This is a genomic window from Streptomyces sp. NPDC047028, assembly GCF_040644095.1.
In the GTDB taxonomy this organism is placed as follows: Bacteria; Actinomycetota; Actinomycetes; order Streptomycetales; family Streptomycetaceae; genus Streptomyces.
The window spans coordinates 161,630-184,466 of record NZ_JBEYVS010000007.1 but is presented as its reverse complement, the minus strand read 5'-3'; the positions used below and the strand labels follow the sequence as shown (position 1 = coordinate 184,466).

Annotated in this window: 24 protein-coding genes and 1 pseudogene; 9 read left to right on the top strand and 16 right to left on the bottom strand. The window is 71.4% G+C overall.

What is annotated here, in order from left to right; all coding sequences use genetic code 11:
* Positions 1 to 241: 241 nt before the first annotated feature.
* A complete protein-coding gene (locus ABZ854_RS09370; RefSeq protein ID WP_129306655.1) occupies positions 242 to 502 on the bottom strand; it encodes a UBP-type zinc finger domain-containing protein in 261 nt (86 codons plus the stop codon).
* 61 nt (positions 503 to 563) lie between these two features.
* Here ABZ854_RS09370 and ABZ854_RS09365 point away from each other — a divergent pair, with 61 nt between their 5' ends.
* Positions 564 to 2,159 (top strand): Na+/H+ antiporter, encoded by a 1,596-nt coding sequence (locus ABZ854_RS09365; RefSeq protein WP_361206719.1) that lies wholly within the window; start codon positions 564 to 566, stop codon positions 2,157 to 2,159.
* 16 nt (positions 2,160 to 2,175) lie between these two features.
* Here the strand turns inward: ABZ854_RS09365 and ABZ854_RS09360 are convergent, their stop codons facing one another.
* Together ABZ854_RS09360 and ABZ854_RS09355 are read right to left on the bottom strand one after the other, a co-directional pair.
* Positions 2,176 to 3,069 (bottom strand): pyridoxal-phosphate dependent enzyme, encoded by an 894-nt coding sequence (locus ABZ854_RS09360; RefSeq protein WP_361206717.1) that lies wholly within the window; start codon positions 3,067 to 3,069, stop codon positions 2,176 to 2,178.
* Positions 3,070 to 3,389: 320 nt separating this feature from the next.
* Entirely contained in the window at positions 3,390 to 3,983 is a 594-nt protein-coding gene (locus ABZ854_RS09355; protein ID WP_361206715.1) for an N-acetylmuramoyl-L-alanine amidase, read from the bottom strand.
* Between the two features lie 307 nt (positions 3,984 to 4,290).
* On the opposite strand from ABZ854_RS09355, the gene ABZ854_RS09350 reads away from it, so the two are divergent.
* From ABZ854_RS09350 to ABZ854_RS09335, 4 genes are all read left to right on the top strand, one after another.
* Entirely contained in the window at positions 4,291 to 5,697 is a 1,407-nt protein-coding gene (locus ABZ854_RS09350; protein ID WP_361206712.1) for a family 2B encapsulin nanocompartment shell protein, read from the top strand.
* 113 nt (positions 5,698 to 5,810) lie between these two features.
* Positions 5,811 to 6,965, top strand: a complete 1,155-nt coding sequence (locus ABZ854_RS09345) for a family 2 encapsulin nanocompartment cargo protein polyprenyl transferase (RefSeq protein WP_361206708.1) — start codon at positions 5,811 to 5,813, stop codon at positions 6,963 to 6,965.
* A 134-nt stretch (positions 6,966 to 7,099) separates the two neighbouring features.
* On the top strand, positions 7,100 to 7,348 hold the full coding sequence (locus tag ABZ854_RS09340) for a hypothetical protein (RefSeq protein WP_361206705.1): 249 nt from the start codon (positions 7,100 to 7,102) through the stop codon (positions 7,346 to 7,348).
* Positions 7,349 to 7,357: 9 nt separating this feature from the next.
* Positions 7,358 to 7,690, top strand: coding sequence for a DUF952 domain-containing protein (locus ABZ854_RS09335; RefSeq protein ID WP_361206702.1), 333 nt, complete (start codon positions 7,358 to 7,360; stop codon positions 7,688 to 7,690).
* A 13-nt stretch (positions 7,691 to 7,703) separates the two neighbouring features.
* On the opposite strand, the gene ABZ854_RS09330 is transcribed toward ABZ854_RS09335, so the two are convergent.
* The 9 genes and pseudogenes from ABZ854_RS09330 to sodN all read right to left on the bottom strand — a co-directional run bounded on the left by ABZ854_RS09330 (position 7,704) and on the right by sodN (position 14,960).
* A complete protein-coding gene (locus tag ABZ854_RS09330; protein ID WP_361206699.1) occupies positions 7,704 to 8,120 on the bottom strand; it encodes a VOC family protein in 417 nt (138 codons plus the stop codon).
* Positions 8,121 to 8,205: 85 nt separating this feature from the next.
* Entirely contained in the window at positions 8,206 to 9,543 is a 1,338-nt protein-coding gene (locus ABZ854_RS09325; RefSeq protein WP_361206696.1) for a Clp protease N-terminal domain-containing protein, read from the bottom strand.
* A complete protein-coding gene (locus ABZ854_RS09320) occupies positions 9,512 to 10,903 on the bottom strand; it encodes a tetratricopeptide repeat protein (protein WP_361206693.1) in 1,392 nt (463 codons plus the stop codon). The genes ABZ854_RS09325 and ABZ854_RS09320 overlap by 32 nt, the downstream gene beginning before the upstream one ends.
* A gap of 1 nt (position 10,904) precedes the next feature.
* Entirely contained in the window at positions 10,905 to 11,315 is a 411-nt protein-coding gene (locus ABZ854_RS09315; RefSeq protein ID WP_361206690.1) for a hypothetical protein, read from the bottom strand.
* 118 nt (positions 11,316 to 11,433) lie between these two features.
* Positions 11,434 to 11,832 carry a helix-turn-helix transcriptional regulator gene (locus ABZ854_RS09310; protein WP_361206687.1) on the bottom strand — a complete coding sequence of 133 codons (399 nt, stop codon included), beginning with the start codon at positions 11,830 to 11,832 and terminating at the stop codon, positions 11,434 to 11,436.
* Positions 11,833 to 11,890: 58 nt separating this feature from the next.
* Positions 11,891 to 12,820, bottom strand: coding sequence for a MerR family transcriptional regulator (locus tag ABZ854_RS09305; protein WP_361206684.1), 930 nt, complete (start codon positions 12,818 to 12,820; stop codon positions 11,891 to 11,893).
* A gap of 53 nt (positions 12,821 to 12,873) precedes the next feature.
* On the bottom strand, positions 12,874 to 13,725 hold the full coding sequence (locus ABZ854_RS09300; RefSeq protein ID WP_361206681.1) for a methyltransferase domain-containing protein: 852 nt from the start codon (positions 13,723 to 13,725) through the stop codon (positions 12,874 to 12,876).
* Between the two features lie 235 nt (positions 13,726 to 13,960).
* A pseudogene (locus tag ABZ854_RS09295) lies at positions 13,961 to 14,189 on the bottom strand (RNA-binding protein); the annotation flags it as partial.
* A gap of 375 nt (positions 14,190 to 14,564) precedes the next feature.
* Positions 14,565 to 14,960, bottom strand: coding sequence for a superoxide dismutase, Ni (sodN, locus tag ABZ854_RS09290; RefSeq protein WP_064535234.1), 396 nt, complete (start codon positions 14,958 to 14,960; stop codon positions 14,565 to 14,567).
* 145 nt (positions 14,961 to 15,105) lie between these two features.
* Between sodN and sodX the strand changes: the two genes are divergently transcribed.
* Positions 15,106 to 15,540, top strand: coding sequence for a nickel-type superoxide dismutase maturation protease (sodX, locus tag ABZ854_RS09285; protein ID WP_361206836.1), 435 nt, complete (start codon positions 15,106 to 15,108; stop codon positions 15,538 to 15,540).
* Here the strand turns inward: sodX and ABZ854_RS09280 are convergent.
* Positions 15,444 to 16,073: a CGNR zinc finger domain-containing protein gene (locus ABZ854_RS09280; protein WP_361206678.1), complete on the bottom strand. Its 630-nt coding sequence runs from the start codon at positions 16,071 to 16,073 to the stop codon at positions 15,444 to 15,446. The two genes, sodX and ABZ854_RS09280, sit on opposite strands and share 97 nt — an antisense overlap.
* Before the next feature lie 99 nt (positions 16,074 to 16,172).
* On the opposite strand from ABZ854_RS09280, the gene ABZ854_RS09275 reads away from it, so the two are divergent.
* On the top strand, positions 16,173 to 16,970 hold the full coding sequence (locus ABZ854_RS09275) for a class I SAM-dependent methyltransferase (RefSeq protein WP_361206675.1): 798 nt from the start codon (positions 16,173 to 16,175) through the stop codon (positions 16,968 to 16,970).
* A 73-nt stretch (positions 16,971 to 17,043) separates the two neighbouring features.
* Here ABZ854_RS09275 and ABZ854_RS09270 read toward each other — a convergent pair whose 3' ends face one another.
* The 3 genes from ABZ854_RS09270 to ABZ854_RS09260 form a co-directional block, all read right to left on the bottom strand.
* Positions 17,044 to 17,856: an amino acid ABC transporter ATP-binding protein gene (locus ABZ854_RS09270; RefSeq protein WP_361206672.1), complete on the bottom strand. Its 813-nt coding sequence runs from the start codon at positions 17,854 to 17,856 to the stop codon at positions 17,044 to 17,046.
* A complete protein-coding gene (locus ABZ854_RS09265) occupies positions 17,853 to 18,749 on the bottom strand; it encodes an amino acid ABC transporter permease (RefSeq protein ID WP_129311765.1) in 897 nt (298 codons plus the stop codon). Before ABZ854_RS09265 ends, ABZ854_RS09270 begins: the two co-directional genes overlap by 4 nt.
* Positions 18,750 to 18,811: 62 nt before the next feature.
* A complete protein-coding gene (locus ABZ854_RS09260; RefSeq protein WP_361206669.1) occupies positions 18,812 to 19,768 on the bottom strand; it encodes an ABC transporter substrate-binding protein in 957 nt (318 codons plus the stop codon).
* 569 nt (positions 19,769 to 20,337) lie between these two features.
* Between ABZ854_RS09260 and ABZ854_RS09255 the strand changes: the two genes are divergently transcribed.
* The gene (locus ABZ854_RS09255) at positions 20,338 to 21,555 is read left to right on the top strand and encodes an NADP-dependent malic enzyme (protein WP_361206666.1); all 1,218 of its coding nucleotides are present in this window, start codon (positions 20,338 to 20,340) and stop codon (positions 21,553 to 21,555) included.
* A gap of 244 nt (positions 21,556 to 21,799) precedes the next feature.
* Entirely contained in the window at positions 21,800 to 22,765 is a 966-nt protein-coding gene (locus ABZ854_RS09250) for a zinc-binding dehydrogenase (protein WP_361206663.1), read from the top strand.
* The last annotated feature ends 72 nt before the right edge of the window (positions 22,766 to 22,837 follow it).

The following is a 22,837-nucleotide window of genomic DNA, read 5'->3' as shown; positions in this document are numbered from 1 at the left end:
TCGGAACGTTCCTGTCCCCGGGGCCCCAACCCCCTGGCGTCACTCACAGTAAACCTCTGTATACGCTCCGTGTCTAGAGGGTCTGCGGGCCCAAATGGGAAGTGCGCGCGCCGGGTTGACGTACCCATGCGTCACACGCTCGAACCGTCGACGTCAGCGGTCACATGCAGTGTCACACGAGAACGCGGCCGGTCACAGGAGAACCCGATCCGTCATACAAGATCCGTCATGCAAGGATCCCTCAGACGAGAACGTGGTCGACGAAGCACCAGCGCCAGTCCTCGCCCGGCTCGAAGGTCCGCATCACCGGATGCCCGGACTGTTCATGGTGTTCCGTCGCGTGTCTGCCCGGCGAGGAATCGCAGCAGCCGACGTGGCCACAGGTCAGGCAGAGCCGCAGCTGAACCGGATGCGTCCCGCGCGCGAGGCACTCCGGACAGGTCTCGCCGAGCGGACGGGGTTCGGGGTGCGGCAGCGCGTCGGCATGCGTGCACTGTTTCATGATTGCCAGATTACGACGGGTGTGCGGGTGGCCGCGCGGAGAAAGAGGGCGGGCGAAGATCATGGACGTGATGCCGCTGCTGTTGCTGGTGGCGGGCAGTGCGGCGGTGGCGGCGGCGGCCCGGCGCACCCCGGCGCCGGCCCCCCTGCTGCTGGTCGCGGTGGGCCTGGTGGTGTCGTACGTGCCGGGGGTGCCCGACTACACGCTCGACCCGGACATCGTCCTGCCGCTGCTGCTGCCTCCGCTGCTGTACACCTCGGCCGTCGACAGTTCCTACCTCGACCTGCGCGCCCAGCTGAGACCCGTGGCGCTGCTGTCCGTCGGGTACGTGCTCTTCGCGACCTTCGCCGTCGGCTGGGCCGCCTATCTGATTGTTCCCGGGCTGCCGTTGACCGCCGCGCTGGTGCTCGGCGCCGTGGTCGCGCCGCCGGACGCCGTCGCCGCCACCGCCGTCGCGCGCCGGGTCGGACTGCCGTCCCGGATCACCACCATCCTGCAGGGCGAGTCCCTGCTGAACGACGCCACCGCGATCACCGCCTACAAGGTGGCCCTCGCCGCGGCCGTCGGCGAGGGCGCGACCTGGGCGGGCGGCATCGGCGAGTTCCTGCTCGCGGCGGTCGGCGGCGTCGGCGTCGGCCTGGTCCTGATGGCGCCCCTGCACTGGCTGCGCACCCACCTGAAGGAGCCGCTCCTGCAGAACACGCTGTCCCTGCTGATCCCGTTCGTCGCCTACGGCGTCGCCGAACAGGTGCACGCCTCCGGGGTGCTCGCCGTGGTGGTCGTCGCCCTCTATCTCGGTCACCGCGCGTGGGAGGTCGATTTCGCCACCCGCCTTCAGGAGGACGCGGTGTGGAAGATGGTCGCCTTCATCCTGGAGTCGGCTGTCTTCGCGCTGATCGGCCTGCAACTACCCGTCGTCCTCAAGGGCCTCGGGGCGTACGAGGGTCTCGACGCCGCCTGGTACGCGGTGGCGGTCTTCCTGGTGGTGGTCGTGGCCCGGTTCGCCTGGGTCTACCCCGCGGCCTTCGTCCCCCGCCTGCTGTCGGCCGGCATCCGGGAACGCGAGGAGAACCCCACCTGGCGGGGCGCGATGGTCACCGGCTGGGCCGGCATGCGCGGCGTCGTCTCCCTCGCCATCGCCTTCTCCATCCCGCTCACCGTGCACGGCGGCCACCCCTTCCCGCAGCGCAACCTGATCCTGTTCCTGACCTTCACCACCGTCATCGGCACGCTGGTCGTGCAGGGCGTGACCCTGCCCCCGCTGATCCGCCTGCTGAAGTTCCCCGGACGTGACCGGCAGTCCGAGACGCTCGCCGAGGCCAACGCCCAGGCACAGGCCTCGCGCGCCGCCGAGAGCCACCTGGACGACCTCCTCGCCGACGAACGCAACGCCCTGCCCCCGCCGCTCGCCGACCGCCTGCGCTCGGTCCTGGAGCGCCGCCGCAACGCCGTCTGGGAGCGGCTCGGCCAGGTCAACCCGGTCACCGGCGAATCCGTCGACGACACCTACCGACGGCTGTCCAGCGAGATGATCAGCGCCGAACGCGAGGTGTTCGTCCGGCTCCGCGACCACCGCTACATCGACGACGAGATGCTCCGCGCGCTGCTCCGCAGACTCGACCTGGAGGAGGCGGCCGCCTACCGTGAGGCCGGTTAGGGCTCTCCACAGGTGTCTACGGGAACGGCCGCCCCGTCACGACCGCGGCGATCGTCGTCCCGCGCGCGAAGGCGCCCTCCTCGGCGAGGACGACAAGTCCATGGAGCAACTTGGCGACATAGAGACGTTCGACGGGCAGGCCGTGCCGTTGCCCGAAGTCCGCGGCGAAGGCGTCGAGCGCAGGGGTCGTACGGGCGTAACCACCGAAGTGGAACCGGTCGTCGACGGTCCACGTGCCGCTGCGGGCGCCGAACGCGCGCTCCTGCAGGGCCTGTATCTCGGCCGTGAGGAAGCCGCCCTTGAGGACCGCCATGCCGAGCGCGCGCTGGTCCGGGGCCAGCCCGGCCGCGAGCCCGGCAAGGGTGCCGCCGGTGCCGCACGCCACCGCGACGACGTCGGCGTGCCCGCGCAGCTCCTCGCCGAGGGCCCGGCAGCCGCGCACCGCCTCGGCGTTGCTGCCGCCCTCCGGCACGACGTATGCCCCCTCGGCGCCGGCCGCGCGCAGGATCGCGGACAGCGTCTCCGGCTCGGTCTTGCGCCGGTACACCGACCTCTCGACGAAGTGCAGGCGCATACCGTCGGCCGCGCACCGGCTCAGGGACGGGTTGAGGGGGCGGCCGGCCAGTTCCTGCCCGCGGACCACCCCGGTGGTCGGCACGCCGAGCAGCCGTCCCGCCGCAGCGGTGGCCCGCAGATGGTTGGAGTAGGCCCCGCCGAAGGTCACCAGCGCCCGGCCCCGCGCCGCCTCGATGTTCGGCACCAGCTTGCGCCACTTGTTGCCGATCAGCTCCGGGTGGATCAGATCGTCCCGCTTCAGCAGCAGCCGCAGCCCGTGCCGGCCGAAACGATCGTCCCCGACCTCCTGCAACGGCGAGGGAAGGCACGGGGCGAACGGCTCGACACTGGTCACCCCACCATTCTCGCCCGCACCCACCCCGCCGCCCGCGCTCAGTCCGTCAGTCGCACACCGTCCGTGGGCTCGACTCGGTCCGCCCGTCGCGCTCGATAGCCGCGCTCAATCCGTGAGCCGCGCTCACCCGCCGGTCGCGCTCGCCCGCCGCCCGCGCTCGCCCGTCAGCCGCAGTCGGTCCGCCCGTCGCGCCCAGCCCGTCAGCCGCACCCGGCCCGCCGGCCGCACGCAGTCCGCCAGTCGCGCTCCACCAGGCAGTCGCATTCAGCCCGTCGGCCCCGCGCAGCGCGTAAGCCGTACTCAGCCCCTGGGCCGCGCCCTCAGTCCTTCAGTCGCTCCCTGACCCGCTCCCGTAGCCAGGTCATCGTGAAGCCGCGTGGGTCGATCTTGCCCGGCTGCCATTCCCGGTGGCCGATCACCGATCGCTCCGTCCAGCCGTGGTGCCGGCAGAGGGCCGCCGCGACCCGCTCGATCGCGTCCAGTTGCGCATGCGGCCACGGATCCTCACCGTCGCCGAGGTTCTCGCACTCGAAGCCGTAGAAGTGCCGGTTGCCGTCGGTGTTCGCCTCGTTGTCCGGCGGCAGCCCCTTCTCGGCGATCACCGCGCGCAGCACGTCGTCGTCGCCGAGCCCCGCGTGGTTGGCGCGGCCGTAGCCGACCAGGTGGACCCGGCCGTCCTTGGTGATCACGCCGTGGCACAGCGGACCCGGCAGCCCCGCACGGCCGTCCCGGCAGACCTCGACCGTGCCGGCGGCGCCCCGCGTCGCGGTGTGGTGGATCATCACCCCGTGGACCGGCCCCCAGGGACCCTTGTGGTTGCGGTTGTGCTGCCGCCAGTCGCCGACCTCGACGACCGTGACGCCCTCCCCGCGGAGTGCGTCCAGAAATCCGCTCGCGGACATGGGTGGGGCCATGACCGCCTCCTTCGCACCGTGCCGGATGGCCGCCGGACGCGGCCCTTTCGTCCTGCCTGCTTCTACCGAAACCGGACGTCCGGGACGACATCGTTCGCACACTGTGCGAGCCGATCCGGACAAGTGCCGGGCTTGAGGGGCATCGAGGGCGGCGCCGGACAAGATCCCTCTTTCTGCCCAGTCGTGCGATGATCCATTCCCGCTCTTTCGGGTAATGGCGCGACCGCGCTCCGTGATGGAAGGCTCGACCACGAGACCGGTGGCCCGTGCGATTCGGCACCGGGCATACATGGGAGGGCATTTCTTTATGTCGGTAGGCGAAGAGGTCCGCACGGAGCAGGGCAAGCCGCAGCAGTCCCTCGGCACGGCGGCCGCGCGGAACCTGGCCACCACCACCAAGTCCGTGCCGCAGATGCAGGAGATCAGCTCCCGCTGGCTGCTGCGCACACTGCCGTGGGTGGATGTACAGGGCGGCACGTACCGCGTGAACCGGCGGCTGACGTTCGCCGTCGGGGACGGCCGCATCACCTTCGTGAAGACGGGGGACCAGGTCGAGGTCATCCCGGCCGAACTCGGCGAGCTGCCGGCCCTCCGCGCGTACGAGGACGACGAGGTACTGACCGAGCTGTCCCGCCGCTGCCGCCAGCGCGACGTCGCGGCCGGTGAGGTCATCGCGTCCTTCGGCAGCCAGGCGGACGAGGTGTACCTGCTCGCCCACGGCAGGGTGGAGAAGATCGGCACGGGCCCGTACGGCGACGACTCCGTCCTCGGCGTCCTCGCCGACGGCGCCTACTTCGGCGAGCAGGCGCTCCTCGACCCGGACGCCATCTGGGAGTACACCGCACGCGCGGACACCGCGTGCACCATGCTGATCCTCAGCCGCCAGGACTTCGAGCAGGTCGCCGAACGCTCGGACTCGCTGCGCGAACACGTGCAGCACCTGCGTTCGATCCCCGATCAGCGCACCAACAAGTACGGCGAGAAGGCCGTCGAGCTGTCCGCCGGCCACAACGGCGAGCCGGACATCCCGCACACCTTCGTCGACTACGAGGCCCGGCCCCGCGAGTACGAACTGAGCATCGCCCAGACGGTGCTGCGCATCCACTCCCGCGTGGCCGACCTGTACAACCAGCCGATGAACCAGACCGAGCAGCAGTTGCGGCTCACCGTCGAGGCACTGAAGGAGCGCCAGGAGCACGAGCTGGTCAACAACCGCCAGTTCGGCCTGCTCCACAACTGCGAGTACGACCAGCGGCTCCAGCCGCACGACGGCGTGCCCAGCCCGGACGACATGGACGAGCTGCTCAGCCGCCGACGGGGCACCAAGCTGTTCCTCGCCCACCCGCGGGCGATCGCCGCTTTCGGGCGCGAGCTGAACAAGCGCGGACTGGTCCCGGAGACCATCGAGATCGGCGGCAACCGCATTCCCACCTGGCGTGGTGTGCCGATCTACCCGTGCAGCAAGATCCCCGTCAGCGAGGCCCGGACGACGTCGATCATCGCCATGCGTACCGGCGAGGCCGACCAGGGCGTCATCGGCCTGCGGCAGTCCGGCCTCCCCGACGAGATCGAACCCAGCCTCTCCGTCCGTTTCATGGGCATCAACGAGCAGGCCATCATCAAGTACCTGGTGACGGCGTACTACTCGGCGGCCGTACTGGTCCCCGACGCGCTGGGAGTGCTGGAGAACGTCGAGATCGGCCGGTGGAGGTGACGTTTCCGCACTTCGCGGCCGTGTCCGCACCGGCCGGGGCGGGTAGACCCTCGGGGGTACGCGTCCAGCCGGTGCGGGAACACAGCCGTCCGCGGACTCCGCGAGGGGGAGCCATGACCGAGTTCATGACGGAGGCCAAGGAGCGTGTCCCCGGGACACCCCGGCCCGGGCCGCACGTGTCCAGGGGCGTGGCCGGGAAAACCGTCGGCGCGAGCTGTGCCTGCGCGCACGACGGGCAGGAAGCGGTGATCCTGCTGGAGCGCACCCGGGCCGTCGTCGACCCGGAACTCCGCGCCGCGATCGAGTCGTTGCCCGGCTCCATGCGCGCCGTCGTGCTCTACCACTTCGGCTGGCAGCACGCGGACGGCACCCCGGCCGCCGGCAGCGCGGGCAAGGCCATAAGGCCCGCGCTCGTCCTCGCCGCGGCTGCCGCACTCGGTGGTACGGCGGCCAGGACCGCGGCCGTCCGGGCCGCTGCTGCGGTGGAACTGGTCCACAACTTCACGCTGTTGCACGATGACGTGATGGACCGGGACACCTCCCGCCGCCACCGGCCCACGGCCTGGACGGTGTTCGGCGACGCCGACGCCATCCTCGCCGGGGACGCCCTCCAGGCACTGGCCCTGCGGCTGCTCGCCGAGGACACGCACCCGGCGGCGCCCGCGGCGGCCGCCCGCCTCGCGGCCTGCGTCGTCGAACTGTGCGCCGGACAGCACACCGACACGGCAATGGAGCGGCGCGCCCCGGACGAGGTCACCCTCGACGAGGTGCTCGCGATGGCCGAGGCGAAGACGGGTGCGCTGCTGGGCTGCGCCTGCGCCATCGGCGCGCTCTACGCGGGCGCGTCCCAGGAGGAGGTCGCTGCGCTCGACGGCTTCGGGCGCCAGGCCGGGCTCGCCTTCCAGTTGATCGACGACGTCATCGGGATATGGGGCGACCCCGGGCGCACCGGGAAACCGGCCGGCGCGGACCTGGCCGCCCGCAAGAAGTCCCTGCCGGTGGTGGCCGCGCTGACCTCAGGAACCCCGGCGGCGGACGAACTCGCCGAGTTGTACGCCAAGCCGTACGCGGAGGGCGACGCGGACAACGGGGAGATCGCCCGCACCGCCGTGGCGGTGGAACGGGCCGGTGGCCGGGACTGGGCGCAGACCGAGGCGGCCGACCGAATGGCCCACGCCATGCAGGAACTGGCACGCGCGGTGCCGGACCCGGAAGCGGCGGACGGCCTGCTGGGACTGGCCGAGTTCGTGACCCGCCGCACCAGCTGAGTCTGCCGCCGGCGGACTCCGGCCGGACGGGCCCCGCGCATCCCCACAGTGCGCGGGGCCCGTCCGGTGCCCGGTACCCGGTGCCGAGGCGGATGCCGGAGGCGTGGCGCCCGGTCGCGGCCTACCCTGAGGACATGGGCGGCGAGGAGCATGTCTGTCCGGTCTGCGGGCGGCCCGTCGACACGGTCGTCCGGCGGCACAAGACGCTGGGCGCCTGGGTGCCGGTGTGGGGCCCCGGCCCGTGCCACGCCCCGGACTGCCCGTCCCGCACCCCACCCGATGACGCGGCCACCGCTGCCACCGGCCCCGGGGACGGCGAGGGCTCCCGGCCCGGGACGACCGTCGCGAGGAATTCAGGCGCCGGCCGCCCCGCCACGCCGTAGCGTGACCGTATGCCGAAGCTCCCGCACATCGTCCACCTTACCGAGCGTTCCCTGTGGGACGCGGCCCGAGAACGCGGCACGTACGAGGTCTCGACCCGTGGCCGCACGCTCCGGGAGGAGGGATTCATCCACTTCTCCGGCCGCGAGCAGCTCCCGCGCATCGCCGCCTTCCTGTACGGCGACTACGACGGGCCGGACGAACTGGTCGTGCTGGTCGTGGATCCCGCCCGGCTCGGCGTGCCCGTGAGGTACGAGTCCATGGAGCCGGGCGGCGAGGAGTTCCCGCACGTCTACGGCCCGGTGCCGGTCGAGGCCGTCGTCGAGGTGGAGCCCTGGAGCTGAGGGAGGAAGGACGTCAGCCGGCGGGACGCTGGAGGAACCGCAGCATGTTGCCGGCCGGGTCGCGGAAGGCGCAGTCGCGCACCCCGTACGGCTGGTCCGTCGGCTCCTGCAGGACATCCCCGCCGGCCTCGCGGACCCGCTCGTACAGCGCGTCGCAGTCGGTGGTGGTGAAGATGACCCCGCGCAGCATGCCCTTGGCGAGCAGTTCGGCCATCGCCTGCCGGTCGGCGGGGGAGGCGTCCGGGTTCGCGCCCGGCGGCTCCAGGACGACCTCCACGTCCGGCTGGAGCGGGGACCCCAGCGTCAGCCAGCGCATCCCCTCCCAGGACACGTCGTTGCGCACTTCCAGGCCCAGGACGTCGCAGTAGAAGGCGACCGCCTTGTCATGGTCGTCGACGGCGATGAAGCACTGCTTCAGTTTCAGATCCATGGGCCCACGCTAGGCGCTGCGCGAGCCGGAAGCCGGTGTGTCGGGCCGTACGACGTCCGCGGGTCCGCCGTGTGCCGGTGGCTCGTCAGCTCATGGTCCAGACGTAGGGGTCGTGGGGGACGGGTTGGCCGGTCGGGCGGGCCGCGGCCGGGCGGGGCCGGGTGGTCCGGATGCCCGAGGAGGCGGCCAGGGCCTGGACGACGTCGGCCTCCGTGACCTCGTGCGGCTCCTTCGAGGGCGCGTCCGAGCGGGCCCGGCGGGTCCTGACCAGCGCCGCCGCCTCGTCCAGCAGGCTCACGGCCGCACCGGGCAGGGCTTGATCGGGGACGTGGTCGCGGGCGAGGGCGGCGGCGGCCTCCAGGGCGTCGTCGGTGAAGCCCGCCTCGTGGTGGAACATCAGCCGGGGCCGGACGACACGGAGAATCTCCCGTACGTCGTCCTCGGGAGGCTCCTGGAGGAAGACGGGCTGCACGAGCCGTTCCAGACCGGGGTCGCGGTCCCGGCGTTCGTACTCCGCCCGGCCGCAGTCGCCGATGACGCGGACGGCGGGTTCTTCGAGCAGGGAGCGGAACAGACCGAGGGGTGTGGTCGTGCCCTCCGGGAGATGCAGGGGAGTCAGCGCGCCGTCGAGGTGGAGGATCAGCCCCCGCCGGCCGGCGACCTCGGCGAGCAGCTCGGCGATCAGCGCGCCCGCGCGGGCCCGGTGCCTAGGGTCGGCCAGCACCGCGGCGAGATCCAGCGACCGCAGGGTGCGCCCGCCCAGGCTGTCCGGGACCCGGCGCTCGGCGACGGCCCGCGCGACCCCCACGGTCACGGCCTCCTTGCCGATGCCCGGCTCCCCCACCAGGAGGGGGACCCGGCGCCGGTGCCGGGTCAGGACCTGGACCACCCGGTCGATCTCGGCGGCACGGCCGATGACCGGCACCGCGTCGCGGCCGGGGTCGCGGGTGAGCGTCTGGAGCAGGCCGGCGGACCGCAGGCGCTCCGCGATCCGGGACCGGGCCCCGCCGGTGTCGGCGCCCAGATTGCGCAGGACACCGGCCACCGTGTCGTCATCCTGGAGGAGCAGGGCGAGCAGGATGTGCACAGGCTCCACGTACCCGTGGTCGGAGGAGGCGGCCTCCTGACCGGCGATGTCGAGCGTGGCCGCCGCCTCGGCGGTGTAGTAGACGGGAGGGCGTCCCGGGTTCTTGGGCCCCTTGTCGAAGGCGGCCCGCGTCGCGTCGACGACCGCGCCGGTCGGCACCCCGAGCAACTGCTCGAACCCGGAGGCGGTGCCGCTCTCCTCGGCTTCCAGGGCGACGGCCAGCAGCAGATGCCCCGGCCTCAGGTAGTTCTGGCGGAGCAGCTCCACCTGCTCGAAGCCGACGGCCACCACCCGGTCCGCCCGCTCACTCCTGTGCGGGCTGCGGCTCTTGGCCATCGGCCGTCCCCTCCAGTGTCCCTTCCAACGTCCCTTCCATCCCCAGCAGATCGTCCCGCGCCCGTGCCGTGTGCGGATGCTCAGGGCCGAGCAGCCGCTCGCGCTCCGCCACCAGCTGCCGCAGCAACGCCAGCGCCTCCTCCCGTTCGCCGGCCGATTGTTCACCGGCCGACCGCTCGCCGGTCCGCGCGAGGTTGCGGGCCAGCATGTGCCGGGTCCGCAGGGTGTGCGGATGTTCGACGCCGAGGACCCGGCTCCGGTCGGCGAGCAGGATGCGCAGCATGCCCACGGCCTCCTCCCGGTGCCCCGCCTCGCCGAGGTTGACCGCCAGGAACTGCCGTGTGCGCAGCGTGTCCTCGTGGTCGGGGCCCAGCAGCCGTACCTGGTCGGCGAGCAGCCGGCGCAGCAGACCCGCGGCCTCCACCGGGGTGCCCGCGCCGCCCAGGCTGTGCGCGTAGGACTGCCGGGTGCGCAGGGTGTCGGCGTGCTCGGGGCCGAGGACGCGGGTCTGCTCGTCGAGGATCTTGCGCAGTTCCTCGGCCGCGCCCGTCCAGTCGCCGTCCTTGCCCCGGTCGACGGCGGCGACCTGCCGCTTGCGCAGCTCGGGGCCCGCCGTGGCGGCGAAGGCGCGGTTGATGCCGAGTGCGATGCGGTGCGCGGTGCCGCTGCCCCGGTTGAGCGGCCGGGGCAGCCCCTCGGACGCCATGACGGACTTCAGCCGCTGGTACAGGTCCTCGACCGTCAGCAGTTCCGGCCCGCCGACGACGCCCTCGCGCAGCAGCCGTATCAGCCGCCCGGAGAACGCGGTGTGGTCCTCGCCGGGCAGCGCGAGGGCCACCTGGTCGCGCTGGGCCGAGGTCATCACGTACGAGCCGGCCACGTCCAGCTGCCCGAGCCGCTCGTCCTCCGCGCCCAGCGCGTCGCCGACGGCCCGGCCGGAGAAGCAGCAGTCGAGGACGACGACCTTGGTCTCGGCGGGACTGTCCAGCACGGCGTCGCGCAGCTTGTCGTACTCCAGGGAGTTGAACTCGGGGGCGGCCCACTCGCTGTCGGGCAGCGCCAGGTACAGCTCGTGCCGGCGGCCGCCGACCAGGCCGTGACCGGCGTAGTAGACGAGCAGCAGGTCCTCGGCCTCGGCCACCGCCGACCGCAGCCGCCCTCCGACGGTGCGCAGGTCGCCGTCGTCGAGCAGCAGCGTGCAGTGCGCGGAGGGGACCAGCCCGAAGTACGGGTCGGTGAGGAGCGCGGCCAGATCGGTGAGGGTGCGATGGACGGCGGGCAGGTCCGGCAGCGCCGGGTCGGCGTACCGGCCGGCGCCGATCAGGACCAGCCGGGAGCGGTGGCGGTCGGGCAGCCGCACGTCACTCCCGCGCGTCCGGGCCCGAAGTCCCCTCGGGGTTCCCCTGTGCGGCCCCCTCCGGGGCCTCCGCCAGCGCCTCCCGCAAAAGCTCCGCCACATCCTCGGCCGCGACCCGCTTGGCGTCGATCTCCACCGTCGGCCCGCCCTCCCGACGGATCTCCAGCCGTACGTCGCTGCGCCGGGGCTGGGTGATCCAGGCGCGCAGACAGGAGGCGAGCACGGTGAGCGGGCCGCCGGCGCCGAGCAGGACGGTCACCGTGTCCAGCGCGGTGCCGAGATGCCCGTCCACCGGCTCGGACCCGGTCAGCCGGACCCGTCCGGCCAGCCCCGCGTCACCGCGCAGCCAGTCCGTCAGCGACTCCGCGTCGGAAACGGGATCCTTGCTGAGTACGGAGATGAGTGCGGTCGCCACGGTCCCCCCGAAGTCCTCGAAGTCCTCGACGCGCTACGGCGTTGAGGAGATCCAGTGTAGGGCGGGACGGGCCGGGAGTGACCGCTCGTCACAGAGGAGGACCGTACGGCGCCGGTGCTCACCAGGGCCGGCGGCGTGGCCGCGTGAACGTCCGGGCCACGCAGGTCGGGATCACCGCGCTCTCCTCGTGCGGCCGGGCCCGGTACGCGCTCGGCGTCTCTCCGACCAGCTCGGTGAACCGGGAGCTGAATGAGCCCAGCGAGGTACAGCCGACGGCGAGGCACACCTCCGTCACGCTGAGGTCCCCACGCCGCAGCAGCGACTTCGCCCGCTCAACCCGGCGTGTCATGAGATAGCTGTACGGCGTCTCCCCGAACGCCTTGCGGAAGCTGCGCTGGAAGTGCCCCGGCGACATCAACGCCCCCCGGGCCAGCTCGGCCATGTCGAGCGGCTCGGCGTACTCACGGTCCATCCGGTCCCGCACTCGCCGCAGCCGCCTGAGGTCCTCCAAGGTCACGCAACCAGAATGGCACGCCCGTTCGCCGGGCGGCCCCGTTTCCGCCCGACGGTCACCGTCACCCGGCGGTGCGCACGCTCAGGGCCGCGACCGACCAGTCGAGGGCGGGCGCGAGGGGTTCCGGGGCCGGCCAGCCGTTGACGACGGCCAGCAGCTGTGCGTACCGCTCGCGCCGGGAGTCGTTCGCGGTGCACAGCCGCCGCAGCATCCAGGGGCGCAGCCCGCTGTCGTCGGGCCGGCCGAGGAGACGCGCGCAGTCCGCGCCCAGCGCCGCGACGACGCGCTCCGCCTCGGGGGAGCAGGGGTCGATACCGCACGCGAGGGCGGCGTTCGCGTGGTCCCGGGCGAGGGCGGCCACATCCGGCCGGGGCGGCCGCCCGGTGCGACCGTCGTCCGTATGATCCTCGACCGCGCGCCGCACACCGGCGCGGAACGCCGGGTCCTCGAGCAGTTCCGCCAGCTCCACCCACGCGGCGAGCTGCTCCTCCGTGGGTGCGCCGGGCAGTTCGGGCGTGAGGGACCGGCGGGCGCCGGCGTGGGCGCCCCCGCCGCTCCCCGCGAAGACGGCGTCGAGGAACTCGCCGGTCAGTCGTCGGCGCTCGTCCTCGCCGAGCCGGGCCAGTCGGTGCATGCGTGCCATCTCCTCAGGGCCGGCCCCGCGCTCGGCCACGGCCGTCAGCACGGCCCGCCGCAGACGCAGGACGCCGATCTGTGCCTCCAGCGCGGCGGCGTGCCGCGCGGCGACCTCACCGAGCGACAGCTCCCGCTTCACGACCCGCCGGATCACGTCGAGCCCGAGCCCCAGCTCGCGCAGCGTCCGCACCAACGCCAGCCGCGCGACCGCGTCCGGGCCGTAGCGGCGGTACCCGGCGCCGCTACGGCACACGGGCGCCACGAGCCCGCGGTCCGAATAGAACCGCACGGCCTTGACCGTCAGCCCGGCACGCCGCGCCACTTCCCCGATCGCCCAGAGGGTGCCGTCATCCATGGCCCCACCCTCTTCTCTCCCCCCGGGGGAGATTCAACGGGATACCCCCTTGCTCACCGAGGCTCGTACGAGGTGGCCAGCACGGAGACGGTGACCTGATCGGGCAGCGAACCGTCACGGTTCAGGTCCGCACGGCTCAGGTGGCGCGCGCTCGGCGTCATCGCCACCAGATCCAGCGCCGCAGACCTGGGCAGGGTTGCGCAGTACTCCACCCGTTCGGTGACGCCGGCCATGAAGAACGGGGCCAGCGCCCGGTGCAGGCGCTGTTCCTTGACCGGGTCGACTGTGACCATCGCAGGCAACCGGCCGCGCAACTCGGCGAGATGCCGCCCGGTGGGACGAACCACGACCAGCCGGCCGGCCGGACGCAGCACGCGGTGGAACTCCGCCGGGTTGCGCGGGGCGAACATGTTCAGCACGACATCGGCCGCCCCGTCGCCGAGCGGGAAGGGCCGGAAGACGTCCCAGGCCACCGCGCCGGCCCGGTCGTGGGCCCGGGCCGCCGAGCGCAGCGCGCGCACCGATGTGTCCAGACCCAGCCCACGGCCACCGGGCAGCCGGTCGAGTACGCCGGTCAGGTAGTGGCCCGTGCCACACCCCACGTCCACGACCGTGGCTCGGCCGGCCACGGCGCCGGCCGCCAGCCGCGCCGAGACTTCACGGATGGGTGCGTAGGCACCGGTGGCCAGGAACCGCTCCCGGGCCAGGACCATGGCCGCGTCGTCGCCGCTGGTGGCGCGGACACCGGTCAGCAGGCCGGCGTAGCCGTGGCGGGCCAGGTCGAAGGTGTGCCCTTTCGGGCAGCGCAGCGCGCCCCGGTCGGGGCGCAGCCGACGCGTTCGGCACGTGGGGCAGCGCAGCAGATCGAGGGACAGTTCGAGGGCAGGGAAAAGCGACACGGGCACCGGAGCACTCCTGGCAGCGGAAGGGAAGAAGACCGTGCCTACGCGCGCTCAGACCGTCACCGACCTCAGCCAGGAACCGGCAGCGCCGGGAACGAGATCCACGCAGCAGGCACACCGAGGAGGGCGACGCCGCCAGGCATCGCCCTCAGCGCCTTCCGATCACAGGAAGCAGCAGTGCGGGGTGCTCATGAATGCCACGTCTTGAGTCTACGAGCGCCGGCGAACCCCTGTGTCCGGTTGGGTTGACGTTTGCCGGGCCCTCGCCGTCGAGGAGGGCTTCGAAGCCGGGGTATTCGGTGACCCGAAGGACTTCGACGTCGCAGGTCTCGTCCGTGCCTGCTACGCGGAAACGGATGGTGTCACCGAACGGCGAGGTCCTCGATGGTCTGGGTGCCCGCTGCCGCGAGCTCGAAGTACTCGCGGTAGAGGTTGAGCTCGCGGACGCGGGCGGTGCGGTCGGCCATCGGGGAGGGACGCCCCTGGGGAACGGTGCTGTGATCACGCGGCAGATCTCGGCGGCCGGACCAGCACGATGTGCCCTTCGACGCGACTGTCGACCGTGCCCACACGTTGGTGACCGACCACATCGCTCAGTGAGGGGCGTATGAGATCACCTGGCTCGGTGGCCTTATTGTCTGCCGTCGCTGAAAGCCGACGCGCTATCGGTGACGACCGCGCTCCGTGGGCTGCGTGCTCATCTGAGGACGTCGGTTTGTGGCCGGGTGAAGAAGACCGCACCCGGACCGCGGCGGGCGCCGTGTTCGGCGGCCTGCGGGCCGGGTGCGGAGAGGTAGGTAGCCGGACTCGCGAAAGTGCGGGTCTGGTGGCCTAGCCATGGATCAGGCCTTCTTGGTCTCCCAGAAGATCTTGTCGATCTGGGCGATGTAGTCCAGGGCCTTCTGGCCCGTCGCCGGGTCGGTGGACGCCTTGGCGGCCGAGAGGGCCTTCAGGGTGTCGTTGACCAGCTGGTGCAGCTCCGGGTACTTCTCGAAGTGCGGGGCCTTGAAGTAGTCGCTCCACAGGACGGAGACGTGGTGCTTCGCCAGCTCGGCGCGCTGCTCCTTGATGACGGTGGCGCGCGCCTGGTAGTGCGGGTCGTCGTTGCCGGCCATCTTTTCCTGAACGGCCTTCACCGACTCCGCCTCGATGCGGGCCTGGGCCGGGTCGTACACGCCGCAGGGCAGGTCGCAGTGCGCGCTGACCTTGACCTTGGGGGCAAACAGGCGGGAAAGCATGGAGCATTCCTTCCTCGTGATCGTCTTCTCAGGTGGGACATTACTCCCTGGGGGACTGGTTTTCGCGAGTGCCCCCTTGGGCTTAGGACAAAAGTCCAGGGTCAGACTGAGACTGGTGGAGGAACGGACCGGGGAGGTGCCGGGGATGCCGGAGCTGTCGCAGGACACCGAGCGGGGGAGGGCGGTGGCCCCCTTCGGCCTCGCCGAGGTGACGGGGCCGTCCATGGTGCCCACCCTCCGTCACGGCGACCGGCTGCTGCTGCAGTACGGGGCCGGGATCAGGCCGGGGGACGTGATTGTCCTGCGCCATCCCTTCCAGCAGGACCTGCTGGTCGTGAAGCGGGCCGTGCAGCGGCGCGAGGGCGGCTGGTGGGTGCTCGGCGACAACCCGTACGCCGGTGGCGACAGCACCGACTACGGCGTCGTACCCGAGGAGCTGATCCTCGGCCGGGCCCGGTTCCGGTACCGCCCGCGCCCCGCCGGTCAGCGTTCGCCGCTGGCGCTGGCGCGCTGGGCTTTCTCGGCCGCCCGGCCGCTGCTGTCGGACCGGTCGGCCTCCAGGCGCTTGCGGGCCCGGTAGGCGGCCACGTTGGCGCGGGTGGCGCAGCGGTCGGAGCAGTAGCGCCGGGAGCGGTTGGTGGAGGTGTCCAGGTACGCGTTGCGGCACGGCGGGGCCTCGCACAGGCCCAGCCGGTCGACGCCGTACTCGGTGAGGTGGAAGGCCAGGCCCATCGCCGCGATGGCCGCGTAGCCGGCGGTGGCGTTGGAGGGGTGGTCGGCCAGGTGCATGTGCCACAGGGGGCGGTCGTCCTCGTCCCGGTGGTCGTGGCCGGAGATCTGCGGGCTGACCGGGAACTCCAGCAGCAGGGAGTTCAGCAGGTCGACGGCCGGTGTCTCCTCGCCCCGGTCGGCCGCCTCGAAGACCGCGCGCAGCCGGGCCCGCACCGAGCGGAAGCGGGTCACGTCGGCGTCGGTGGCGCGGCGGGCCGCCGAGGCGTTGCCGCCGAACAGCTCGCGGACGGCCTCCACCGAGGTCAGGGAGTCCTTGCCCCGGGCCGGTTCCTCGGTGTTGACGAGGCGGACGGCGTAATCCGAGTAATAGGCCAGTTCCACTTGTAGTCCTTACGGAGGGGCTCTAGGGTCGTGTCTGCGGTCGGGTAACAGCCGGTCGTGCTTTCAGGGTATTACGCGGGCGAGGGGAGACGAGGTTCCATGAGCGGCAGCGGTGCGACCACGAACACGGCCACGAGCGCGACCACGAGTGCCGGGACCGACTGGGGCGCCTGGCAGGAGAGCTGGGACCGGCAGCAGGAGTGGTACATGCCGGACCGCGAGGAACGCTTCACGATCATGCTCGACATGGTCGAGGCACTCGTCGGCACGGCCCCGCGCGTGCTCGACCTCGCCTGCGGCACCGGCACCATCACCGCCCGGCTGCTCGCCCGCTTCCCCGGCGCCACCAGCACCGGCGTCGACCTCGACCCGGCGCTCCTCGCCATCGCGCGCGGCACCTTCGAGGGCGACGACCGGGTCTCCTTCGTCACTGCCGACCTCAAGGACCCCGCCTGGCCGGCGGCACTGCCGTACGGCTCCTACGACGCCGTCCTGACCGCCACGGCCCTGCACTGGCTGCACAGCGAACCCCTCGCGGCCCTCTACGGTCGGGTCGCGGAGCTGGTCCGCGACGGCGGTGTCTTCATGAACGCGGACCACATGATCGACGACAGCACGCCCCGGATCAACGCGGCGGAGCGCGCCCAGCGGCACGCCCGCATGGATCAGGCCAAACGCGACGGCGCCCAGGACTGGGCCGCGTGGTGGCGGCTCGCCGCCGAGGACCCGGTCCTCGCCGGGCCGACGGCCCGCCGCTTCGAGATCTACGGCGAACACGCGGACGGTGACATGCCGCCCGCGGCGTGGCACGCGCGCGTGCTGCGCGAGAAGGGCTTCGGCGAGGCCCGGCCCGTGTGGTGCTCCCCCTCGGACACCCTGCTGCTGGCCGTCAGATGAGCCGCACGTGAGAGGGGCGGTACGGAGATCTCCGTACCGCCCCTCTCGCCGTACCCCTACCGCGCGTACCGGGTCAGAGCACCTTCGACAGGAACGACTTCGTCCGGTCGTGCTGCGGGTTGGTCAGCACGTCGCGCGGGTGGCCGGACTCGACCACCACGCCGTCGTCCATGAAGACCAGCGAGTCGCCGACCTCGCGGGCGAAGCCCATCTCGTGCGTGACCACGATCATCGTCATGCCGTCCTCAGCCAGGTCCCGCATGACGTCGAGGACCTCGCCGACCAGCTCCGGGTCGAGGGCCGAGGTCGGCTCGTCGAACAGCATCAGCTTCGGCTGCATCGCCAGCGCGCGGGCGATGGCGACACGCTGCTGCTGGCCACCGGAGAGCTGCGCCGGGTAGTGGCCCGTACGGTCCCCGAGGCCCACCCGGTCCAGCAGCTGCTGGGCCCGCTCGCGGGCGACCGCCTTCGACTCCCGCTTGACCTGGACCGGCGCCTCCATGACGTTCTCCAGAGCCGTCATGTGCGGGAACAGGTTGAAGCGCTGGAACACCATGCCGATGTCCCGCCGCTGGGCGGCGACCTCCTGCTCCTTCAGCTCGTAGAGCTTGTCGCCCTTCTGCCGGTAGCCCACCAGCTGGCCGTCGACGTAGAGCCGGCCGGCGCTGATCTTCTCCAGGTGGTTGATGCACCGCAGGAAGGTGGACTTGCCCGATCCGGACGGACCGATGAGGCAGAACACCTCACGCGTGTTCACCTCCAGGTCGATGCCCTTGAGGATGTGCGCGAGCCCGAAGGACTTGTGCACGCCCTCGGCCCGGACCATCGGCTGACCGCTCGCGCCCTTGGAGACGCCGCCCAGGTCGTCCTTGCTCAGACTGCTCATCGGGCCACCTCCGGGCGGCGGAACGAACCGAACATGCGGAGGTTCTTCTTCAGGCGCTGGAACGGGGTCGGCGGCAGGCTCCGCGAGGAACCGCGGGCGTAACGGCGCTCCAGGTAGTACTGGCCGATGCTGAAGACCGTGGTCAGCATCAGGTACCAGATCGACGCCACGAAGTACATCTCCACGACCGCCAGCGAGGTGCTGGAGATGTCCGTGGCCCGCTTCAGCAGCTCGGGGAACTGGACCACGTAGGCCAGCGAGGACGTCTTGAGCATGTTGATGTACTCGTTGCCGGTCGGCGGCACGATGACCCGCATCGCCTGCGGCAGGATGACCCGGCGCAGCGTCTTGCCCTGCGTCATGCCGAGGGCGTGCGAGGCCTCCGTCTGGCCGAGGTCGACCGACTGGATGCCGGCCCGGACGATCTCCGACATGTACGCGGCCTCGTTCAGGCCGAGACCCAGCAGGGCGGCCAGGAACGGCGTCATGACCTGGTTCATCTCGTCCTTGTAGAACCCCAGGTTCAGGATGGGGAACACGAGCGCGATGTTGTACCAGAGCAGCAGCTGCACCAGGACCGGCGTGCCGCGGAAGAACCAGACGTAGAACCAGGCCACGGTGCTCGTGACCGGGTTCGACGACATCCTCATCACCGCGAGGATCACGCCCAGGCCGAGACCGAGCGCCATGGCGAGCACCGAGATGTACAGCGTGTGCCAGGCGCCGGACAGGATCGTCCCGTCCGTGAGGTAGTCCGGGACGATGCTGTAGTTGATCTTCGCGTTGGAGAACGCGATCCCGATCAGCACGAGGATCGCGATGACCACCACGGCCGCCACCCAGCGGCCGTAGTGGCGGACCGGTATGGCCTTGATCTGCTCCGGCGGCACCATCGGCGCCGGAGCCTTGTCGACAGTGTCAGTCACGATGACTGCCCTTCAGTGTTGCCCGAGGCTCAGGAGCCGCCGTTGATCTTCGCCTCGGTCACCGCGCCGTCCGTGACGTTCCATTTCTGCATGATCTTCGCGTAGTCGCCGTTCTTGATGATGGCGTTCATGGCCGCCTGGAGGGCGTCGCGGAGCTGGGTGTTGTCCTTGCTGACGGCGATGCCGTACGGGCCCGCCTCGACCTGGTCGCCGACGACCTCGAAGTCCTTGCCGCCGCCCGAGGTCTTGGCGTTGTACGCCGCGACGGGGAAGTCGTTCAGGTCGGCGACCGACGCGCCCTGCTTCAGGCGGAGCAGCGCCTCGGGGTCGGTGTCGAAGGTCTGCAGCTTGATGGCGCCCTTGCCGTCCTTCTCGCACTTCTTGCTCTGCGTGCGGGCGACGCCCTCGGAGGTGGTGCCCTTCTGCAGCGCCACGACCTTGCCGCACAGGTCGTCCAGCGACTTGACGCCCTTGGGGTTGCCCTTCTGGACGAGGATCGAGGTGCCCGCGGTGAAGTAGTCGACGAAGTCGACGCCGTTGCCGACCTTCTTGCCGTTGGCGGAGTCGATGCCGTTCTGGCGGTCCTTGGTGTCGTTCATCGCTGACATGATCACGTTGAACCGCTTGGCCTGCAGACCCACGATGAGCTGGTCGAACTTGCCGTTCTGGAAGTCGAACCGCACGCCCAGCTGCTTGCCGAGGGCGTCCGCGACGTCCGGGTCGATGCCGACGGCCTTGCCGCTCTGCATGTACTCGACGGGGGCGTAGGAGATGTCGGAGCCCACCTTGATGACGCCCGCCTTGCGGATGTCGGCGGGGAGCTTGGCGGCGAGCGGCGCCGAGGCGGACGAATTGGAGCCGCTGTCGCCGCTCTTGTCGGTCTGGTCACCGCAGCCGGTGAGAATCATCGTGCCTGCGACCGCGAGCGCAGCAACCGCGACAGTGCTGGTGCGGGCGGTCGTACGACGGGTGGAGCTTGCGGTCATCGTGGGTTCCTCCGGCGGATGGGAAGAGTTGCCGATGGGTCGACGGAAACACACACCTTCGGGTGTCGCGACCTCGTGGGTTTACGGCATCTTGCCATTCGGACTACGCCATCCAGGTGAGTCGCCATGTCAAAATCGGATAACGGGTGACCCCCGACCGCCGTGATGTCGGTCCAGCCAGGCCCACCAAGGCCGCACCATCTGCGGAACGCCGGCATTCCGGCCGGAAAATCTTCGGGCGATCTCACGATGTGGGCAATCGTTGCATGATGCATCGGTTACTGAACGGTCACATGTCACAGGACGTCAGCGGGTGTCAGCCTCATGTCACCCTCGTGTGGCCTTCTGGTTCCCAGTGTGACCTTGCACCTAATGGACTCGTCGCGGGTGCCGTCCGTCCGGTAAGAAGGTTCTTTACACCCCTCATCCGGGGCTCAGGGCGCGTGTGCGGCGCGCCCGTCGCGTATGTGCCCGTCCGTATCAGGCAATCGGGCCGTGCGCGGTGCCCGCCCACCCCTCACCAGGAGTGGTCGACCCTCAAATCATGCATACCTAAGGGGTACAACAAAGTGGCAGCGGAGATCGTCAATCCTCGCAGCGACAGTGCGGATCAGGACGGGGCCGAGCCCCTCGATTCCTTCGATCCGGTGTTCGCGCTGCACCGCGGAGGCAAAATGGCCGTGCAGGCCACGGTGCCGGTCCGCGACAAGGACGACCTTTCCCTCGCGTACACGCCCGGTGTGGCGCGCGTGTGCACCGCGATCGCCGACCAGCCCGAGCTGGTCAACGACTACACGTGGAAGTCCTCGGTCGTGGCCGTCGTCACCGACGGTACGGCCGTGCTGGGCCTCGGGGACATCGGTCCCGAGGCCTCCCTCCCCGTGATGGAGGGCAAGGCGATCCTCTTCAAGCAGTTCGGCGGCGTCGACGCGGTCCCGATCGCGCTCGACTGCACGGACGCCGACGACATCGTCGAGACCGTCGTCCGGCTCGCCCCGTCCTTCGGCGGAGTGAATCTGGAGGACATCTCGGCGCCCCGGTGCTTCGAGATCGAGCGCAAGCTGCAGGAGCGCCTCGACATCCCGGTCTTCCACGACGACCAGCATGGTACGGCCGTCGTGACGCTGGCCGCGCTGCGGAACGCGGCGCGGCTGAGCGGCCGGGAGATCGGGCAGCTGCGGGCCGTCATCTCGGGCGCCGGCGCGGCCGGTGTCGCCATCGCGAAGATGCTGGTCGAGGCCGGCATCGGGGACGTGGCGCTGGCGGACCGCAAGGGCATCATCTCGGCGGACCGGCAGGACCTCACGCCGGTCAAGAGCGAGGTCGCCTCCTTCACCAACAAGGCCGGCCTCACCGGTTCGCTGGAGGACGCCCTCGCGGGCGCCGACGTCTTCATCGGCGTCTCCGGCGGTACGGTCCCGGAGGCGGCCGTCGCCTCCATGGCCGAGGGCGCGTTCGTGTTCGCCATGGCCAACCCGAACCCCGAGGTGCACCCGGACGTCGCCCACAAGTACGCGGCGGTCGTCGCGACCGGGCGGTCGGACTTCCCGAACCAGATCAACAACGTGCTGGCGTTCCCCGGGATCTTCGCGGGCGCGCTGCAGGTGCGGGCCTCCCGGATCACCGAGGGTATGAAGATCGCCGCCGCGGAGGCGCTGGCCGCCGTGGTCGGCGACGATCTCGCCGCCGACTACGTGATCCCGTCGCCGTTCGACGAGCGGGTCGCCCCCGCCGTGACCGCGGCCGTCGCCGCGGCCGCCCGAGCGGAGGGCGTCGCCCGCCGGTAGTACCGGACAGCGTCCCGATGGCCCCGCCCGTCCGGGCGGGGCCATCTTGTCTTCCCACCCTCCCGGCCGACCCCGACCGGGTGACGCCCGGACCTCTTGGGGCCGGCCGGGGCCCTGGCCGGAGGCCGGGGGAGGGAAAGTCATGGCAGGGGCCGCTGGGCCGGGTGGGTGTGGTTGTGCAAGAGGGTATGTGTCACAGGGGGCCCTGGTTCCGCCGGCCGGGGTGCGCACCTATGGTCGAGCCATGTTCGCTGTCTACGCCGCCCGAATCGACCGCGACCAGCCGCTCTCCGGCCTTGAGTTGGGGGACCGTCCGGCCCCCGAGGCCCGCCCCGGCTGGAGCACCGTGAACGTCCGGGCCGCCTCCCTCAATCACCATGACCTCTGGTCCCTGCGCGGCGTGGGCCTCGCCGAGGACAAGCTGCCGATGATCCTCGGCTGCGACGCCGCCGGTGTCGACGAGGACGGCAACGAGGTCGTCCTGCACTCCGTCATCGGCCAGTCCGGCCACGGTGTCGGCGCCAAGGAGCCCCGCTCCATCCTCACCGAGCGCTACCAGGGCACCTTCGCCGAGCAGGTCGCCGTGCCCACCTGGAACATCCTGCCCAAGCCCAAGGAGCTGTCCTTCGCGGAGGCCGCCTGCCTGCCGACCGCCTGGCTGACGGCGTACCGGATGCTGTTCACCAACGCCGGTGTACGGCCCGGTGACTCCGTCCTCGTGCAGGGCGCCGGCGGCGGTGTCGCCACCGCCGCGATCGTCCTCGGCAAGGCGGCCGGCCTGCGGGTCTTCGCCACCAGCCGGGACGAGGCGAAGCGGAAGCGGGCGCTGGAACTCGGGGCCTTGGAGGCCGTGGAGTCCGGCGCGCGGCTGCCCCAGCGGGTGGACGCCGTCATCGAGACCGTCGGCGCCGCCACCTGGTCCCACTCGGTGAAGTCCCTGCGGCCCGGCGGCACGATCGTCATCTCCGGTGCCACCAGCGGTGACCGGCCCTCGCACGCCGAGCTGACCCGGGTCTTCTTCCTCGAACTGAAGATCGTCGGCTCCACGATGGGCACCAAGGACGAGCTGGAGGACCTGCTCTCCTTCTGCGCCGCCACCGGCATCCGCCCGGTGATCGACGAGGAACTCCCGATGGACCGGGCCCGCGAGGGCTTCGAGCGGCTTGCCGCCGGTGAGCAGTTCGGGAAGATCGTCCTCACCAACGGCTGAGTCCGCTCGGGGCGACTTCGGCGGCGGGCCCGGTGATCCGTCAGGGAGCACCGGGCCCGCCGCCTGGTCCCG

Coding starts and splice junctions, on each gene's coding strand:
- ABZ854_RS09335 (WP_361206702.1), top strand. CDS start 7,358: ATGCCGAAGCTCCCGCACATCGTCCACCTTACCGAGCGTTCCCTGTGG.
- ABZ854_RS09275 (WP_361206675.1), top strand. CDS start 16,173: ATGAGCGGCAGCGGTGCGACCACGAACACGGCCACGAGCGCGACCACG.
- ABZ854_RS09365 (WP_361206719.1), top strand. CDS start 564: ATGGACGTGATGCCGCTGCTGTTGCTGGTGGCGGGCAGTGCGGCGGTG.
- ABZ854_RS09305 (WP_361206684.1), bottom strand. CDS start 12,820: ATGGATGACGGCACCCTCTGGGCGATCGGGGAAGTGGCGCGGCGTGCC.
- ABZ854_RS09350 (WP_361206712.1), top strand. CDS start 4,291: ATGTCGGTAGGCGAAGAGGTCCGCACGGAGCAGGGCAAGCCGCAGCAG.
- ABZ854_RS09355 (WP_361206715.1), bottom strand. CDS start 3,983: ATGGCCCCACCCATGTCCGCGAGCGGATTTCTGGACGCACTCCGCGGG.
- sodX (WP_361206836.1), top strand. CDS start 15,106: ATGCCGGAGCTGTCGCAGGACACCGAGCGGGGGAGGGCGGTGGCCCCC.
- ABZ854_RS09370 (WP_129306655.1), bottom strand. CDS start 502: ATGAAACAGTGCACGCATGCCGACGCGCTGCCGCACCCCGAACCCCGT.
- ABZ854_RS09265 (WP_129311765.1), bottom strand. CDS start 18,749: ATGGTGCCGCCGGAGCAGATCAAGGCCATACCGGTCCGCCACTACGGC.
- ABZ854_RS09340 (WP_361206705.1), top strand. CDS start 7,100: ATGGGCGGCGAGGAGCATGTCTGTCCGGTCTGCGGGCGGCCCGTCGAC.
- ABZ854_RS09250 (WP_361206663.1), top strand. CDS start 21,800: ATGTTCGCTGTCTACGCCGCCCGAATCGACCGCGACCAGCCGCTCTCC.
- ABZ854_RS09325 (WP_361206696.1), bottom strand. CDS start 9,543: ATGGCCAAGAGCCGCAGCCCGCACAGGAGTGAGCGGGCGGACCGGGTG.
- sodN (WP_064535234.1), bottom strand. CDS start 14,960: ATGCTTTCCCGCCTGTTTGCCCCCAAGGTCAAGGTCAGCGCGCACTGC.
- ABZ854_RS09330 (WP_361206699.1), bottom strand. CDS start 8,120: ATGGATCTGAAACTGAAGCAGTGCTTCATCGCCGTCGACGACCATGAC.
- ABZ854_RS09345 (WP_361206708.1), top strand. CDS start 5,811: ATGACCGAGTTCATGACGGAGGCCAAGGAGCGTGTCCCCGGGACACCC.
- ABZ854_RS09270 (WP_361206672.1), bottom strand. CDS start 17,856: ATGAGCAGTCTGAGCAAGGACGACCTGGGCGGCGTCTCCAAGGGCGCG.
- ABZ854_RS09260 (WP_361206669.1), bottom strand. CDS start 19,768: ATGACCGCAAGCTCCACCCGTCGTACGACCGCCCGCACCAGCACTGTC.